The sequence below is a fragment of the Nocardioides marmoribigeumensis genome, assembly GCF_031458325.1.
Lineage (GTDB): Bacteria > Actinomycetota > Actinomycetes > Propionibacteriales > Nocardioidaceae > Marmoricola_A > Marmoricola_A marmoribigeumensis.
Genome location: NZ_JAVDYG010000001.1, coordinates 1,444,559 through 1,462,529 on the forward strand (window position 1 = coordinate 1,444,559; position 17,971 = coordinate 1,462,529).

1 protein-coding gene is annotated in these 17,971 nt (G+C 69.6%); it reads right to left on the bottom strand.

Annotated features, from left to right (window positions below; genetic code table 11):
• Positions 1-17,874 (bottom strand): hypothetical protein, encoded by a 17,874-nt coding sequence (locus J2S63_RS06895; protein ID WP_310300358.1) that lies wholly within the window; start codon positions 17,872-17,874, stop codon positions 1-3.
• Positions 17,875-17,971 lie beyond the last annotated feature (97 nt).

Here is a 17,971-nt window from a genome sequence, read left to right on the forward strand (position 1 = left end):
TCAGGCTATCTGGCGCAGCACCAGGACCAGGTCGTAGTTGGTCGGGTCGGTCGACGGCACCCAGAGCATCTCGTAGGTCATGCCGCTGAAGTAGGTGTAGGAGAAGGAGAGCTTTCCCGTCGTCGAGCGCGGCGCGATCGAGATCGTCCCCAGCGTGGTGAGCTGGTCGTCGAGGTCGGCGGTCTGCACCAGGATGCGGTAGGTCTCGGCACGCTTGGCCGACAGGTTGACCGTGAGGTTCGCCGACTTGGTGCCGCGGGCCACGGTCGCCGACTCCACCGGCGAGGTGGTGGTGCTGCTGAAGGTCGTGTTCATCGACGTGCCCGTGCTGTTGTAGACCGTGGTGCCGGCCGTCGCGAGCGTGTCGTCGAAGGTGCCGCCGTTGCCCGGCTGCGGGTCGCCCGGCGCGCCGTGCTGGTCGCCCCACTCGGCGTCGGCCGAGCTGGTCGCCGCGATCTCGCCGTAGGGCTCGCCGTTGCGCGTGCCGAGCGGCGCCCGGGTCTGGTCGGCACCGTCGGCCTTGGACAGGTCGTAGAGGAACTGCCGCACCGCCGGGGACGACGCGCGCCAGACCGTGGAGGCGCCGAACGGGTTGAACGGCACGAGGTAGGAGTTGAACTCGCCGATCCAGTCGATCAGCCGGTCGCTCTTGGTGTTGGCGATCAGCACGTCGCGTCCCGCGCCACCGAAGGCGTAGTCGGCGTTGCTGTCGGAGTCCGGCTTGCCGTTGGACCCGTTGCTCGTCGTCTTGTCGTCGTCGACGTCGAGCAGGTCGTTGCCCCAGCCACCGAAGAGGTGGTCGACCCCGGTGCCACCCGACATCCAGTCCGAGCCGCCGTCACCGAAGAGCGCGTCGTTGCCGTCGTTGCCCGTGGCGTCGGCCGTGGTGAGGAAGGACTGGCACCCCCCAGCGGTGGAGGTGGACCTCGGGCACGCCTTGACCAGGCGCATCGGGTCGTTCTCGTCGTAGTAGCGGAACTCCTCGGGGTCGGAGTAGCCGAACTGCAGCGGGTTGTCGTCGACGTAGTAGAGCGCCAGGGTCGCCAGCGGGTCGGAGGTGTAGTAGACCGCGAGCGCCTCGCCGCCGGAGATCGCGTCGTCGCCCTCGCCGCCGTGCACGAAGTCGTTGCCCAGGCCGCCGTACATCACGTCGTTGTAGCCGACGTAGAACGGCTCGAGGTCGGCCGCCTTGGTGAGCGCCCCGGTCACGTTGACGGTGACGACGTGGTGCGGGCCGTTGCTGGTGATGACCTGCTGGACCGTCGCGGTGTCGACGTAGTTGAGCGGCTCGGTGCTGCCGTTCCTGCTGGTCAGCAGCAGCCCGTCGTCGCCGATGAGACCGTCGGTGCCGGTGCCGCCGGAGAGCCAGTCGTTGCCGGCCTGGCCGTAGAGGTCGTCGTCGCCGGCCTCGCCCCAGAGCGCGTCGTCGCCGCTCAAGCCGTGGATGACGTCGTTGCCGCCCTCGCCGTGCAGGAAGTCGGCCGCGCCGATGTTGGTGCCGGTGCCCTGGACCAGGACCGGGTGGGCCTTGTCGGTGGTGGTCTGCCAGTACGTGCCGGCCTCGCCGGTGGGGCTGTAGTCGAGGTGCTTGACGACCCGCGGGATGACCAGCGCCGTGTGGGTGAAGGAGAGGAACTGACCGCCCGAGCCGATGATCTTGTAGATGTTGCCGTTGTCGCCGACGATCACGTCCGCGTCGTTGGAGGCGGAGGTGTCGGCGCTGGTGTTGCGCGTGATGTCGTTGCCGGTGCCACCGTAGATCGTGTCCGACCCGTCAGGGCGCCGGGCCGGGGTGGTCAGGCCGAACAGCTCCGAGCTGCCGCCGATCAAGTCGTCCTGCCCGAGACCACCGTAGATCGTGTCGTTGCCTCCGTTGCCCTCGACGTAGTCCGCGCCGTCGCCGCCGTTGAGGATGTCGTTGCCGAGCTGACCGAAGACCAGGTCGTTGCCGGCGCCCGAGTCGACGACGTCGGCACCGAACAGACCGGCAGCCGTGTCGCGGGCGTGGTCGAGGATCGTGATCGCGCGGACCTCGGTGCCGGTCGGGTCGAGCTGCGAGGCCGCCGTGACGCTGGAGCCGGTGTAGTAGGTCTGCGTGGTCGGGTCGAGCAGGTAGAGCCGGCCCCCGACGAGCACCCGGACCAGGGTGCTGAGGGTCGAGCCCGTGCGGAGCACCTCGCCGTTGTCGCCGACCACCACGTCATTGCCCGTGCCGCCGCCGATGAAGTCGCCGGTGTCGAGACCGCCGGCCACGTTGTGGCCGCCGATGATGTCGTCGTCGCCGTCACCGCCGCGGATCGTGTCCGCACCCTGCTGGCCCAGGAGGATGTCGCCTCCCGCGTCGCCGTAGAGGCTGTCGTTGCCGCCGTTGGCGTCCCTGCTGTCGACCGAGACGAAGGCGAACGGGTGGACGGCCATCGACAGGGGCAGCTGCGCGGTGTTGACGTAGGACGTGGCGCTCAGCGCACCCACCCAGCCGAAGTCGCCGAAGACCAGGTCGTTGCCCGCGTCGCCGTGGATGGTGTCTCCGACGGCGGTGGCGCTGCGGCCACCCAGCAGGATGTCGTTGCCCGCGCGTCCGGAGAGGGTGTCGTCGCCCCCGACGGACGTCCCGGCAGTGCGGAGGACGTCGACGGTGGTGAAGGCCGCGTCGCCCGGGACCGCGGTGCCCGTGCGCGGGTTGAGCAGGTGCGCCGGCACCGGGGCCCCGCCGAGGACGACCTGGTAGGCGCCCACGACGCCGACGGGCACGAGGTAGTAGACGCGGCCGGTGTCACCGAAGACCAGGTCGTCACCGGCACCGCCACCGAGCGTGTCGTTGCCGGCACCGCCGAACAGCACCAAGGGCTGCGTCGCCGTCGTGGCGGCCATGATCGTGTCGTCGCCGCCCTGGCCGTGGACGACCAGCTTGGCCGCGCCGCTCCCCGGGAGGTTGGCGTTGATCGTCACCGAGTCGTTGCCCTCGCCGGCGTAGAGCGTGGTGGTCGTGGCGCCGAACGGCGAGGTGCTGAGCGCACCCCCGCGGACCGAGTCGATCCGACCCGTGTTGCCGCCGGAGCCGAGGAAGACCGAGATGCCGCGCCCGAAGAGGCCGGAGTCGGCCGACGTCGTCCAGACGCCCTGACCGGCCAGGTCGCCACCGGTGCTGGTGTAGCCGATCACGCCGGCCGAGAGGCCGCTGATCGAGCTGTTGGTGATGACGAACGAGGGGTCCTTGTCGGCGTCCCCGCGGTCGCTGACGGCCAGGGTGTTGCTGCCCGCGCCGGTGTCGATGGCGAGGGCGCCCTGGATCTGGTCGAGCGAGCCGGTGTAGGTGCGGTCGTCGTTGGTGACGGTGCCGTGCAGCAGAGCAGTGAACAGCGTCTCGACGTCGCGGTCGGCGTGGGCGGCCAGCCAGTCGGCGAGCCCGCTGAGGTCGACGGCGTCAAGCACGTCGGCCCGGTTGCCGAGGTTGGCCGCGTCGGACACGAAGACCAGGTCGTCTCCCGCACCGGTGTCGATGCTGGTGGAGGCGCTCGTCCCGCGGACGTTGACGCCGTCGTTGCCGCTGCCGAGATCGACGTGGAGGTTCTCCAGGCCGAAGTAGCTGATGCCGTCCAGGCGAGCCAGGTCGGTCTGCGACGAGGTCAGGGCCGGGGCGCCGGCACCGGCGACCTCACCGGTGAAGCCGATGAAGAACGTCGAGCCCTGCTTCCAGACGTAGACGCTCTGCGCGCAGCGACTGTCCTGGTCGGGCGTGCTCGCGTCGGGGTCACCCGCGGGCTTGCCGCACGAGGTCGCGTCGGGGAACAGCAGGTTCTGCAGCGCCGCCTGGACGGTGGCCGCGCTCGCACCTGCCGAGAGGGCGGCCGTGGTGCCGTAGCCGGCGAGGGTGATCGTGAAGGTCGCGGAGCTCCAGACGTTGACGGAGTACATCCGGTCGATGCCGTCGCGCGCCACCATGTCGAGCCCGGTGAGGCTGTCCCGCGTGAGCGTGGCCAGCTGGTCCTGGGTCTCTGCGCTGTCGTCGACGTGCACGGTGTCGGTGCCGTCGCCGCCGTCGATGAGCAGCAGGGCGTTGACCAGGTCGACCAGGCCGGCACCACCGACGGTGAAGGAGTCGTTGCCGAGCCCGCCGTCGATCCGGGTGTGACCGGCCGTGCTCCTGACCGTCACCTGGTCCGCACCGGCACCGGTGGTGATCTCGGTGCGCCCGTGGTGGGTCGACCCGACGGTGAACGTGTCCACCCCGCTGCCGAGCTGCACCTGGAGCGCCTCGAGTCCGGTGTAGGTGATGCCGGCGTTGAAGGTCCGACCACCGATCGTGCGCGGTCCACCCATGCCGAGCCCGGACAGCTGGGTCGCGGTCAGGGTGCCGCTCTCGGCCGCCACGCTGTTGTGGTTGTCGACGACGAGGGTGTCGACCTGGTCCGCCTCGACCACGTCGAAGGCCGGGTTGGGCGTCGTCACCGGGGCGTCGGTGAACTCACCGGGCAGCATGACCGGGTCGGGGAAGCTGCGGTCGCCCTCGGGGTCGTCGCCGCCGAAGACGTAGAGCGGACCCTGGATCTGGTGCGTGCGGCCGAAGGAGCCGCCGGTCGAGGCGAAGGCCTGGTAGTCGCTGCCGTCGATGTAGGTGTCGTCGACCGCCTTGACCAGCACGGTGCGGACGTCGTCCCAGTTGGTCGAGTCGAAGGTCACCGACGTCGAGTAGTGCCAGGTCGCGCCGTTGTCGACGCTGACCATGACCTGCTTGTCGTCGTGCTCGACGGCGCCGTCGAGGGTCTTGGTGTCCTTGGCGTCGATGTGGACCGTGACGGTGTTGCCCGCGCCCGGGTCGGAGGTGAGGACGATGCCGTAGGAGTCTGTGGCGAACGGGCCCGACGAGCCCTCCGCCAGCACGGTGTCGCCGCCGCTCTCGATGATCCGGACCGTCGGGGTGTCGTTGTCAGCGACCAGGACCGAGACCGGCTCGATCTGGGTCGAGGTCGGGTAGGCGGCGCCGTCACCGGTCGTGACGGTGTGCGTGATCTCGGAGAACTCGTAGCCCTCGACCCTGGTGTCGTCGACCGCGCGGACGTAGACGGTGACCGGGGTGCTCCAGTTGGCCGTGGTGAAGGTGACCGTGAGGCTGTCGGACCAGTCCGTGCCGTTGAGGCTCACCTGGAGGTCACCGCCCGGGTTGACCGCGACCTTCACGGTGCCGGCCGGCGCCTTGTCGAGCTCGAGGGTGTACGACGCCGGGGTGCTGTCGCCCTCGGTGACCTTCTCGGGCTTGTCCGCGACGACGGTCACGCCGGCCTCGTCGTTGTCGACCAGGCGGACGACGGCGTTGAGCACCGGAAGGCCGTTGTAGGCGCCACCCGGCTGCTGCACCAGGTGCTGCAGGACGACGAAGCGCTCGCCCTCGGCCGCGAGGTCGTCGATCGCGCGGACGTAGACGGTGCGGGTCAGGTGCGTGGCGTCGAAGGACAGCGTCGCCGACTTGGCCCAGTGGATGCCGTCGTAGGAGACCTCGACGTTGCGCGAGCGGGAGGCGAGGTCGTCGGGGGTGAGGTTCGGAGCCACGACCGTGACCAGCACGGTGCTGGTGGGCACCTTGTTGAGGGTCACGGTGTAGGTGGCCGTCCCACCGCTCTCACGGACGAGAAGACCGCCGAGCGGGCTCAGGATGACCGACGGCTCGTCGTTGTCGCCGATCTCGGCGACCACGCCGTCCACCGCGATGCCGGCCCAGTTGCCGAGGTTGGACTCCACGCTGTGCTCGATGATGCCGCTGTGTCCGCGCAGGTCGTCGGCCACCACGATCGGCGCGGCGCTGCCCACCAGGATCGTGTCGCTGCCGAGGCCGCCGAAGACTCGCGTGAGCACGTCGGGGCTGGTGGAGACGACCACGAAGATGTCGTCGCCCTCGGCGCCGTCGACGTCGACCCGCTCGATCCCGACGAAGGAGATGAAGCGACCGGCGCCCCAGATGCCGTCCTTGCTGATCACGAAGACGTCGTCGGCCTCGGTGCCGACCAGGACCAGGGTGTCGAAGCCGGTGCCACCGTCGATCGAGACGGGCGCGTTGACGACGTACTGGACGACGTTGGTGCCACCGCCGGAGTTGATGCCGGTGCTGGCGTCGCTGGTGTCGTCGCCCTCCTTGAGGAAGGTGCGCACGATGAAGGCGTCGTCGCCGCTCTCGCCGTTGAGCTGGAGCACCGCCACGTTGCGGAGGATCTGGAAGGTGTCGCCGCCGCTGCCACCGTTGATGGTGGTGGAGTAGCTGACGCCGTTGCTCAGCATGCCGCGGGTGGTGTCGGTGAGGGTCGGGGTGAAGGCCGAGTCGAACGAGATGTGACCGTCGCCCTCGCCGTAGAGCTGCCCGACGTTGAACTTGTCGTCGCCGGCGCCACCGTTGAGCGTGGTGACCGTGGAGTTGTCGTCCACCGCGAAGAGGTCGTTGCCCTCGAGGCCGTTGACCACGAGCCCGGCGTTCATGTCCGCGCCGTAGGTGACCATCTCGGCGTACAGGAAGGACTGCTGCTCGCCGTGGGCAAGCGGGTCGGGGGTGTTGAGGGCCGCGACGAGGCCGCTGCGCAGCAGGAACGTGTCGGCTCCGGTGCTGCCGTTGATCGTCAGGGTGTTGCTGCCACCGTCAGAGGCGCCGACGCCGTCGACCACGTCGATGCGCGAGCTGCCGTTGGAGAAGAGCTGGATGGTGTAGTCGTCGGACCCGCCACCGCCGGTGAGGGTGAGCCTGCCACCGATGCCGTTGGTGGCGTTCGGGAGGCCCGGGAGGGCGTTGACGCTGATGCTGTCGTTGCCGGCCTGGCCGTAGACCGCGGTCGGGCCGGAGATCGTCTCGACGGTGAGGACGTCGTCGCCGCCACCGGCGTTGAGCGTGGTGGTCGAGCCGGTCGGCGTGGAGTCCACGTCGAACAGGTCGTGACCGCCGCCGAGGCCGAGGGTCAGGGTCTCGAAGCCGAGGTGCTCGATGTAGCCGGAGCTCATCTGCTGGATCGACACGCTGCCGCCGGTGCTGGTCAGGGTGCTGTCGGCGTTGACGCTGATGGCTGGGGGCGCGCCGGTGAAGGCACCGATCCAGCGGATGAGGTACGTCGTGCCGAGGCCGCGGGTGAGCGGGGAGCGGCTGACCGACACCGTGCCGGCGCCCAGGATCGCGTTGATGGCGTCCTCGACCACCTTGGGGCTGGCGTCGAACGCGATGGCAGCGGTCGTCACTCCCCTGACGGTGAGGGTGAAGGCACCGTCGGCACCGCCGAGCACGGTGACGGCCCAGGCGGGCTTGGCCGCCGTGTGCCCCGCGTCGACGGTCATGCCGAGACCCGCGATGCGGCCGGCCGTGAGGTAGCCGATGTCGCCGGTGGAGTCGCCGGTGTCGTCGACCTGCAGGCTGTCGGTGCCGGCGCCGCCGTCGAGCTTGACGTAGGCGGCGATCTGGTCGAGCACGCCGCCGAGCGTCGGCGCGATGCTGCCGACCAGGAAGGTGTCGTTCTCGGTGCCGCCCTCGACCACGAGCGGGGCCGACACGGACTGGATGCGCACGATGTCGGCACCGGCGTCGCCGTAGACGAAGGTCGGGCCGGAGACCGACACGATCGTGATCGTGTCGTTGCCCGCCCCGGCACGCAGGGTCGTGGTCGTGGACGAGGAGGTGGAGGTGACCGTGAAGGTGTCGCCACCGCTGCCGAGCCGGATGTCGAGGAGCTCGACGGAGGTGTAGCCCAGGCCCTCGCCGTGCAGGCCGAGACCCTTGAGCTCGTTGTTCGTCAGGGTGCCGGTGTTGGCCGCGGTGTCACCACTGTCGTCGGCGTCCACGGTGTCGCTGCCGGAGCCGCCCGCGATGTCGAGCGGGGCCGCGACGCCGTTGAGCGTGCCGTTGGTGTGGGCGCCCGAGGCGTTGCTGCCGACCTTGACGACGTCGTTCCCTCCGCCGAGGTCGAACAGGCTCGCGATCTGCAGGCTGGTCAGCTTGAGCAGGTCGTCTCCGCCGAGCATGTTGACGTCGAGCTGGTCGCGCTCGCCGGTGGCGAGGCTCGAGCCGCTGAGCTTGATGGTGTAGCCGCCGGCCCACGACATCACCGTCGTGGCCACCGGGGTCGGGGTGTCGGTCGGGTCGTCCTCGAGGACCAGGCCTCCGGAGCCGCGCGACAGGACCGCCAGCGGTGTTGCCATGCTCCCGCTCACCGTCAGGATGTCGCCGGTGTCGAGCAGGTTGACGGTGACCGTGTCCGAGCCACCCAGGACCGTGACCTGGTCGGTGCACGCGGTCTGGTTGGGGTCCGCCGCCCGCATGGCGTCGGTGCACACGGTCGCCTCGTTGGGAGCCTGGTAGGTCATCCCGAAGCCGATGTTGACGTTCTGGATCCCGACGGTGCTCAGGTTGCCGCTCATGGTGAGCGAGTCGCCGCCCTGGGTGCGGAGCGTGAGGTTCTCGAACGCCGTGAGGTCGAGGTTCTGCCCGCTGTAGCCGATGCGGACCGCGGTCCCGTTGGTGCCGACCGAGATGGTGTCCGCACCGGGGGTGCCGACGAGCTCGAGGCTGTCGGTGCCCGCACCGGCCGAGATGGTCTCGCCCATCACGTCGGTGATGTAGCCGTAGAACGTGTCGTCGTTGTCACCGCCGATGAGGGTGTCCACCCCGGCGCCGCCGTCGAGGTAGTCGTTGCCCGTGCCACCGTCGAGGTAGTCGCTGCAGCTGCCGCCACGCAGGTCGTCGTTGCCGGCGTCGCCGTACAGCGTCGCCTGGAAGCCGGAGGCGGGGCAGCTCGCGGTCGTGCTGGAGAAGGCGAGGAAGTCGTTGCCGATGCCGCCGTGGAGCAGGACCGGCACGTTGAGCTCGTTGAACGCGGTGAACGAGTCGTTGCCGGACCCGAAGTCGCCCTCGATCCGGGTGACCCCGCTGAAGCGCTCCTCGTAGCCGAACGCCGAGACCACGATGTCGCTGCCGTCGCGGCGGACGACGTACTCCTCCACCGTCTCGGTCTGGTTGACCCCGCGCTCGTCGCCGTCGGCGCCCACGTTGAGGTGCAGCACGCCACCGCTCCCGAGCGTGGCGAGCTTGGGCGGCGGGGAGTCGCTGTTGACCAGGGAGACCGGGAGGTAGAAGTCGGCGATCGTGATCGTGACGGACTTCTTGACGAACAGGATCTTGACGGTGAACTTCGCCTTGACCGTGATCCGACCGCCGAGGGTGCCCTCGCCGTAGAAGGCGATGTCAGCACCGGCCAGCGTGATGCCGAAGAGCTTGACGTCGACGCCGCCGGTCAGGGTGATCCGGAACGTGCGCGTGTTGCCGTTGGCCCCGAAGTCCGCGCTGGTCGGGTCCTTCTCGTCGGTGCAGGTGTTGTTGTCCGAGGTCAGGTCACCTGCGTGGTGGCAGAACGAGGCGTGGGCGTTGAGGTAGCCCTTGATGCCCGTGCCGGCGATGGTGAGGTCGATGTTGCCACCGAGGTCGAAGCTGAACGTCCCGGTGGACAGGATGAAGCCTTCGGCGTGCATCGACAGGGGACCGAACGACGCCCCGAGGCTTGCCTGGACCGCCCACTTCTTGTCGGAGACGGCGATGTCGAGGCTGCCGCTCAACGAGATCAGCCTGAGCACCTTGACGCTGCCGTTGAGGTTCAGGTGGAAGTAGGCGTCCTTGGTGTCGGTGGCGGTGTCGTTGCCGTGGGTGGTGTCGATGACCAGCAGCCCGTTGACGTCGAGGTCGAAGATCGAGAGCAGGTTGGCCTTGACGCTGACGTTGACGCTGAGGAACACGCCGTCGCTGTAGAGGCCGAGGATGCCCTCGGCGTTGACGTTGATCGAGGTGTTCTGGCTGGCACCGAGCTGGAACCTGAGCGAGACGACCATCTCGAAGGCGCCGCTGCGCAGGGACACCGCGACGAGGCCGTAGGCGTCGGCGAACCCGGCGATGGTCAGCCTGCCGGTGAGGACCACCGCCAGGTAGGCGCCCGGGGTCGAGGACAACGTGATCGTGCCGCCGTTGCCGAGGAGGCCGTTGATGGTGCCCTCGTCCACGTTGGATCCCGCGATGAGGCGCGGTCCGTTGCCGGAGATGACGTAGCAGCGGTCGTCGTCGGGGTTGCTGTCGGGAGCGCCGCAGTCCTTGAGCCGGCCGAGGAACTCACCGGTCATCGAGCCCGGGCCGTCGAGGAGGGCGGCGCTCACCGTGCCACCGGTCGGGCTCTTGCCCGCCTGGAGGTCCTGGAAGAAGCCCCACAGCGTGTCCGGGATCTCCAGGCTCATGTCGACACCAGCGGTGTTGAGCAGCAGCCGCGCCTCGGCGGAGAGCTCGAGCCCGATGCTCGAGTTGCCGATGGTCATCTCGACATCGAGGTCGGCGGCGATGCCGTCCCCGTTGATGATGACCACGCCGATGGCGCCGATGTCGAACAGCGGGTCGCCGGCCGTGATGTCCGGCCCGATGCGGAGGTCGGCGAGGACCAGCAGGTTGAGGCCCTGGTCGCTGATGTCGAGGAAGAAGACACCGTTGGCGACCATGTACTGACCCAGGGTCAGCACGCCGGCGACCTGCACGCTGACGAAGGTCTTCTCGAAGTCGATGATGTGCGGGTTGGCCGGGTTCCCGGTCGGCACCGCCAAGCCGGCGACGTCGTCACAGTCCGGGTCCTGGCCGGCCCAGTCCGGATTGGTCGGGGTGCACCCGTCCACGGGGTCGCCCTGCTCGCCGTCCGGGTCGTAGTGGAAGCTCTTCTTGAAGTCGATGGCCGACAGCGAGGACGAGGCACCGACCACGAGGCCGAGGTTGAGCGCGATCGCGAGGGTGCCGCCGAGGGTGAAGCCGTCGGGCAGTCCGACCAGGCCGAAGGCGTCGACGTGGACGTCGGCCGCGACGTAGACCGCCGGGTTGGTCGGGTCGGCCTTGACCCCGACGAAGATGCCGAAGTCGAGGTCCTCGATCGCGATGCCGATGGCGTCGGGGTTGCGCTTGGCCTTGCAGTCCACGGTCGCGCTGGGGGTGCAGGGCGTGACGCCGTCGTCCTGGACCCAGATCACGTCGCCGTCGGAGTCGGTCTGCCAGGAGGGACCGTCGATGCCGACGAAGCCCAGCAGGTTGGCACCGCCGATGGTCATCGTCGTCACGCCGAGGACCTTGGTGCCGTCGGCCAGCGTCACGTCGGCCGTGCGTCCGAGCTCGAAGGCGATGCTGCCGCGCAGGGCCAGCACGCCGAAGACGTCGAGGTTGATGTCCGCGGCGGCCGCACGGATGAGCGGGGTGTCGTAGGTGAACGGCACGACGATCGGGGCGCCCCCGAACTCCGCCGGCGCGCCGACCTTGACCGAGAACGGGTCGTCGGCGCCGTTGGCGTCGTCGTAGGCACCGAAGTCGACCACGGGAAGGACGGGCAGCCCGTAGAGGAGGGGCGTCGAGATGTTGAGCTCGACCTCGATGTTCTTGGCCTCGACGGTCAGGCCGTCGATGCCGACCAGGGCGACGTAGGCCGCGCTCGCCTTGAGGGCGATGTAGCGGATCGGGTCGATCCGGTTGGTCGGGGTCATCATCGCCAGTGCGAAGTCGACGTCCTCGAGCACCAGGCCGACGGCGTCCGGGTTGGTGTCGGTCTCGTCGTCGTCGATCACGCCGTTGTCGTTGGCGTCGACCCAGTAGGGGCCGTTGAGGCCGACGAACGCGTGGACGTTCTGCGCACCGATCGTGAAGAACTGGAGCTCCTTCTCGGACTCGCCGAGGAAGTCGCCGAGGCCGGGGATCCCGCTGTTGTCGATGACGGTCTGCAGGAGGTCGGTGCTGACGATGCCGTCGGTGAGCGGCATGGTCTTCACCGCGCCGTACTCGAAGTAGAAGCTGCCCGAGAGGTAGATGAACTCGGAGATCTGGAGCGTGAACTGGTTGGCGCCACCACCGATGATGAAGCCCTCGGCGTCGAGGTAGACCGACGGGTTGTCGCCACCGGTGGGGATCTCCAGACCCACGGGGGTGTCAGCGTCGCCGGGCAGACTGGTGGCCCAGTTGATGGCGGGTGGTGACGTCGCGCCCGTGCCGCCGCTCCACTTCTTGGTGGAGGAGTTGACGTTGACCTCGGCGCCCTTGGCGAACAGGTCGATGCCGGGCACGCCGACCAGGCCGAGCTCGTCCACGTGGGCCTTGATCGTGTAGAACGACGGCGCGTTGCCCTCGCCGAGGCCCTGGGCGAACGGACCGCGCACCAGTGTCGCGAAGACGAAGCCCAGGTTGATGCCACCACCGAGGAAGCCGATCGCGCCGGGCGACAGCTCGGCCTTCTGGAGGATGCCGTCGGCGCCGGTGTCGAAGACCGGGCAATTCGCCGAGCCCTCGGGACACACCGGGTTGGGGTTGTAGCCCACGAAGAGACTGGCGTTGTAGACGCCGACCTTGATCGTCTCGACGGTCACGCCGGTGAGCTTGGTGCAGTCGCCGCTCAGGGCGACGTCCTCGCCCTGGGCGGCGGCGCTGGTCGCGGCGGTCCCGAGCAGCGCGCACGCGCCGGCGTCCGGGCCGAGCAGCACGAGGCCGGTGTTGATGTCGACCGTCTCCTGGCCGCCCTTCTCGAAGGCGAACCCACCGGAGATGTGCACGAAGTTGTAGATCGAGATGACCACGCGTCCGGCGGAGATCCCGAAGATGGGGTCCTCGAAGGCGATCCAGATCGGCGGGTTGTCCTGCCCGGTGGGCACCGCGATCCCGGCCTGGAGCGGCCCGCTGCCGTCGGGGTCGGGAAGGCTGTGCGCCCAGTCGATCCAGGCGTTGCCGGTCCCGTTGACCGGGCCGCCCTTGTTGAGGGTCAGCGCGACGTCCTCGAACCGGAACACCAGCTCGGAGGGGAGTCCGACCGGCGTGAGCAGGCCGATGTTGGCCTGGACGGCGTAGAACGACGGCAGCTGGTCGTCCCAGCTCGCGCCCGCGATCGGCTCGACCTTGGCGAGCACGATGCCGATGTTGATGTTGTTGGCCAGCAGGCCGATGGCGTCATCGGAGAGCTCGTCCTCGTCGAGGATCGAGTCGTCCCCGGTGTTGAACGAGGTGCCCTCGGTCCCCGGCTCGTTGGGGTTGTAGCCCACGAAGATCGAGGCACCCGAGACCCCGATGAGGGTGGTGACCACCGGGACGTTCCAGATCGTCGAGCCGTTGGTGGTGGCCTTGGTGCTGCCGTTCGTCGGGTCGGTCGCCGAGCCGACGGGGCCGCCGTTGACCTGCGCGGCGAAGGTCGAGCCGCCCAGGCCCAGGCCCGAGGTGCGGATGTCGGCGTCGACCCGACCGCCCTTCTCGAAGGCGAAGCCGCCGGAGATGAAGACGAAGTCGGAGATCGCGATGGTCACCCGTGTCGCGGAGATCCCGAGGATCGGGTCCTTGAAGTCGACGTAGACGGGGGCGTTGCCGGTGCCGGTGGGCACGGCCAGGCCCGCCGGCACTGCCGGGTCGGCCTCGGTGTCCTCGGGGAAGCTGGACTCCCAGTTGACCCAGACCTCCCCACCAGGGGCGCCGGTCACGGCTCCGCCCTTGTTGATGGTGAGCATCACGCCGACGAACTCGAGCTTGAACTCCGAGGGGAGGCCGATCGGCTTGAGCAGCCCGACGCTCGCCTTGAGCGCCCAGAACGAGTCGGGGAGCTGGTTCATCCAGGCCTTGGTCGGGTCCTTCTCGACCGAGGCGAAGACCAGCCCGACGTTGATGTGGTTGGCCAGGAAGCCGATGGCACCGGGGCCGAGGTCGGCCTCGTCGAGGATCGTGTCCGAGCCGGTGTTGAACGAGGTGCCGCTGGTGCCCTGCAGGTTGGGGTTGTAGCCGACGAAGATCGAGCCGTCGGCAATCCCGAAGGTCGTGGTCGAGATCGGGACGTTCCAGATCGTCGTGGCGTTGGCCGTCGCGCCGGTCGACCCGTCCTCCGGGTCGGTCGCCTGCGCACCGCCGAGGCCGTTGATCGCGTTCGCGAGCTGACCGCCCGGCGAGGTGAGACCGCTGCCGAGGCTGCCGGTGTCGAGGTCGACGTCGTGACGCGCGCCCTGCTCGAACGCGAAGCCACCGGAGAGGTAGATGAAGTCGGAGATCGCCAGCACCACGCGGGTCGCGGAGATGCCGATGATCGGGTCCTCGAAGTCGAGGTAGATCGCCTCGTCGGGCGCCGTGGCGACGCGCAGGCCCGGCGGGACGACCGTGTCGGCGCCGGCGTCACCTGGGAACGTCTTGGTCCAGTTGATCCAGGCCGCGGACTTCGGCGCGCCGGTGATCGGGCCGCCGCGGTTGACGGTCAGCTCGACGCCCTCGAAGCGCAGCACGAACTCGCTCGGCAGGCCCACCGGGACGAGCACGCCGATGCTGGCCTTGAGGGCCCAGAAGCGGCGGGGCAGCTGGTTCGCCCAGGCTCGGCCCGGGTCGGGGATCACGCTGGCGAAGACCATCGCGATGTCGATGTTGTTCGCCAGGAAGCCGATCGCTCCGTCGCCGAGGTCGGCCTCGTCCAGGATCGTGTCGGAGCCGGTGTTGAACGACGTGCCGTCCGTGCCCTGCAGGTTGGGGTTGTAGCCGATGAAGACCGAGCCGTGGGAGATGCCGAACATCGTCGTGCGGACCGGCAGGTTCCAGATGGTGCTGGCGTCCTCGGTGGCCCCCACGGAGCCGTCGGCCGGGTCGTCGGCCTGGGCTGCGCCGCCGCCGTTGATCAGACCAGCGAGGGTGCCCGAGGTGGCGGCCGGGATGCCGGCGGTGTCGATGTCGGCGTCGATCTCGGTGCCGAGCTCGAGGGCGAACCCGCCGGAGAGGTAGATGAAGTCGGAGATCGCCAGCACGACCCTGGTGGCGGAGATGCGCAGCAGGGGTGCGGAGAAGTTGATCCGGACCGAGGTGCCGGAGGAGTCGTCGCTGCGACCCGCCGGGATCAGCAGGCCAGGGGTCCCGCCGGGGAACGAGGCAGCCCAGTCGACCGTCGCGTTGGACGTCGGGGAGCCGGTGACCGCCCCGCCACGGTTGAGCTCGAGCCGGATCCCCGTGAAGGAGAGGACGAACTCGCTCGGCAGGCCGATCGGCGTCAAGGACGCGAGGTCGGCACGCAGCGCGGTGAAGGTGGGCAGCAGGTTGGCGCCGGTGAACGCCGTGCGGATCGGGGTGGCGACGACGAGACCGAGCGTGAGGCCGCTGGCCAGGAGGCCCACGGCGTCCGCGTCGAGGTCCGCCGCGGTGAGCGGGAGGTCGGTGTCCGGGTCGAGCCCGCCGGGGTTGTAGCCCACGAAGACGCTGGCGTCGGAGAGGCCGACCAGGAGCGTCTTGACCGGGAGGTTCCAGATCTTGCTGGTGTCGCTGTTGCGACCGGTGGTGATGCCGCCGGGGTCCGTGGCCGACACGGCGGAGAGTGCGCTCTCGAGCTGGGTCTTGGCCGGGGCGGAGAGGTGGTCGAGGTTGACGTCGACGTACTCGGTCTTGCCCTGCTGGAGGGAGAAGCGCGCGCCGATGTGGACGAAGCCTGCGATGGTGAGGACCGCGCGGGTGGCGGAGACACCGAAGGCCGAGCTGGTGGAGTCGAAGATGATGACCGGTGGGCTGGGTCCACCGATGAAGGGGTGCCATCCGGCGGGGGTCGGATCGGTCGCGTAGGGGTCCGCGGGGTCGTCCGAGGTGTCCGCGTCCGGGAAGGACGCGACCCAGTCGACGACCGCCATGCCCGCGCCGGTGACCAGGGTGGGCCCCCGGTTGACGTCGAACTCGAGCTGGTCGACGTCGAGGGTGAGCACGTCGTCGAGACCGACCAGGCCGATGCTGCCGACCGTGCCCTTGACGGACAGGAAGCGCTGCGAGAGCGGCATGCCGCCGAGGGGGGTCAGCAGGACCATGATCAGGTTGATCCCGCCGGCGAAGATGCCGACCGCGTCGGAGCCGACCTCGGCCTTGGACAGGACGCCGTCGGCGTCGGTGGTGGAGTTCCAGCCGAAGCCGTTGCCGATGAAGGCGTTGGCGCCGGTGAAGGCGAACTGCAGCGAGGAGACCTTGAGGTTCCACAGCGTGGCGTAGTCGTCGGAGCGGCCGATGCTGCCGTCGGTCGGGTCCTCGGTGACCACCGGCACCTTGGTGGCGTCCTTCAGGCCGGCAGGGATGAGTGAGGGGTCGGTGCTGCCGAGACCGGTGCTGATGTCGACCGACGTGGGGCCGCCCTTGGTCAGGGTCACGTTGCCGTTGACGAAGAGGAAGCCGCCGAGGTCGAGCAGCACCGGGACGGTGGCCGAGACGAGCTTGCTGTTGAAGGCCAGGGCGACCGCGCTGTGGGTGCTGGTGACCGGGTTGGCCGACAGGTCGAGCCAGGAGTCGTTCTTGGAGGAGCTGTTGACCGAGACCGAGAGCGTCTTGAGGTGCATGTCGAGGTCGAGCCCGGCGACCCCACCGATGGTCGGGGTGGTCACGGTGCCGGTGAACGCGTGCCAGGCCTGGTCGCTGGCGGTGATGACGGCGAGCGTGAAGCTGCTCAGCACGCCGGAGATGCCGATGGAGGATCCGAGGACCTCGACGCCGACGAAGCCGTTGCCGGTGGTGCCGCCGAGCGTGAGCAGGTTGGCGGTGACGGTGCTGCTCGAACCGCTGACGGTCGCGTCATAGGCGTCGTCACGCTCGAAGCCGTAGTCGCCGACCACGCGCACGAACCCGGCGACGGTGACGGTGAGCTGACCGGCTCCGTCGTCGACGGCACCGGTGAGCCCGGCCTGGTCGTCGAAGCGGAACTCGTCGGCGGCCGTGGTCGCACCGGTCAGGCTCTCGACGTGGGTGAAGGCGACCTTGGCGCCACCTGCCAGCTCGAGGGTGCCGGCGTTGATGCCGGTGATCTTCCAGACGCTGGCCACGTCGGGGCCGACGAGGAGGTCGGTCCCGTCGAGCCCGTCGAGGGTGAAGGTGTCGCTGCCGGACACGGTGCCGACCTCGGCGCCGCGGACCCGGATGCTGTAGGTGCCGGGGCCGGTCTCGACGACGGTGATCACGTCGTCACCCGCCGTGCCGGTCGGCGTCGACAGGACCCCGAGGCCGGCCGTCGTGAGGGGGGCGGCGAGCGAGCCCGTCGAGAGGGTCGGCAGGGCGACCCCCTCGGTCGACAGACCACTGTCGGTCGTGCCGCCGACGGGCTCCGGCATCGTCATCGGCTCGGTGGTGCCAGGGTCGGTGGTCGACCCGGACGTCGAGCCGCCGGTGGAGCTCGTGTCCGCGGTGGCACCGGAGTCGGTCGAGCCGGTGGTCCCGGTCGAGGAGCCGGCCGAGTCGGTGGTCCCGGTCGAGGAGCCGGTCGAGCCGGAGTCGGTCGACGAGTCGGTCGAGCCGGTGGCCCCGGTCGAGGAGTCGGTCGAGCTCGAGGTGGTCGAGGTGTCCGTCGAGGAGGTGGTGCTGTCGGTCGACGCCGGGTCCGGAGCGGCTTCGGCAGGCTGCTCGACCACCGGGGCGGGCTCGGCGTAGTCCGAGCTGACACCGAAGGACGCGCCCGGAGCCAGCTCGGCGCCCATCAGGCCGCTGCTGTGGCCCAGGCCGAGCACGTGGCCGATCTCGTGGCGGACGACGGTGGTCAGGTCCATCGCCTGCCAGCCCCAGCCGGCAGCGTCGACGTCGATCGTCACGCTGTCGCCGGCCTGGTCGCCGAGCGTGAGGCCGGGCAGGTCGGCGATGGAGACCGCGACGGACGACAGGTCGGCGGACGGCCGCACGGCGAGCCAGTCGGACTTGGCCTGGGCCACCGCGCCGGCCAGCTGACCGTCGGTCAGCGCGGCATCCGCACCGACCGGGTCGGTGGGGGCGGAGGTCGCGACCAGGTGCTCCGACAGGGATCCGGCTCCGCCGCTGAGGGCGAGCGCGAGGTTGCCCCCGGACCATGCCAGCGAGAGGAGCAGGAGGAGGACGACGCCTGCGGCGTCACGCACGGCATCGCCTGTCCGGGTCGATGACCCGGACCCAGACGTCCCGGTAGCACGTGACACGTGACTTCCCCTCCAGGGCGGAACTGTCTCCCAGTCCCGC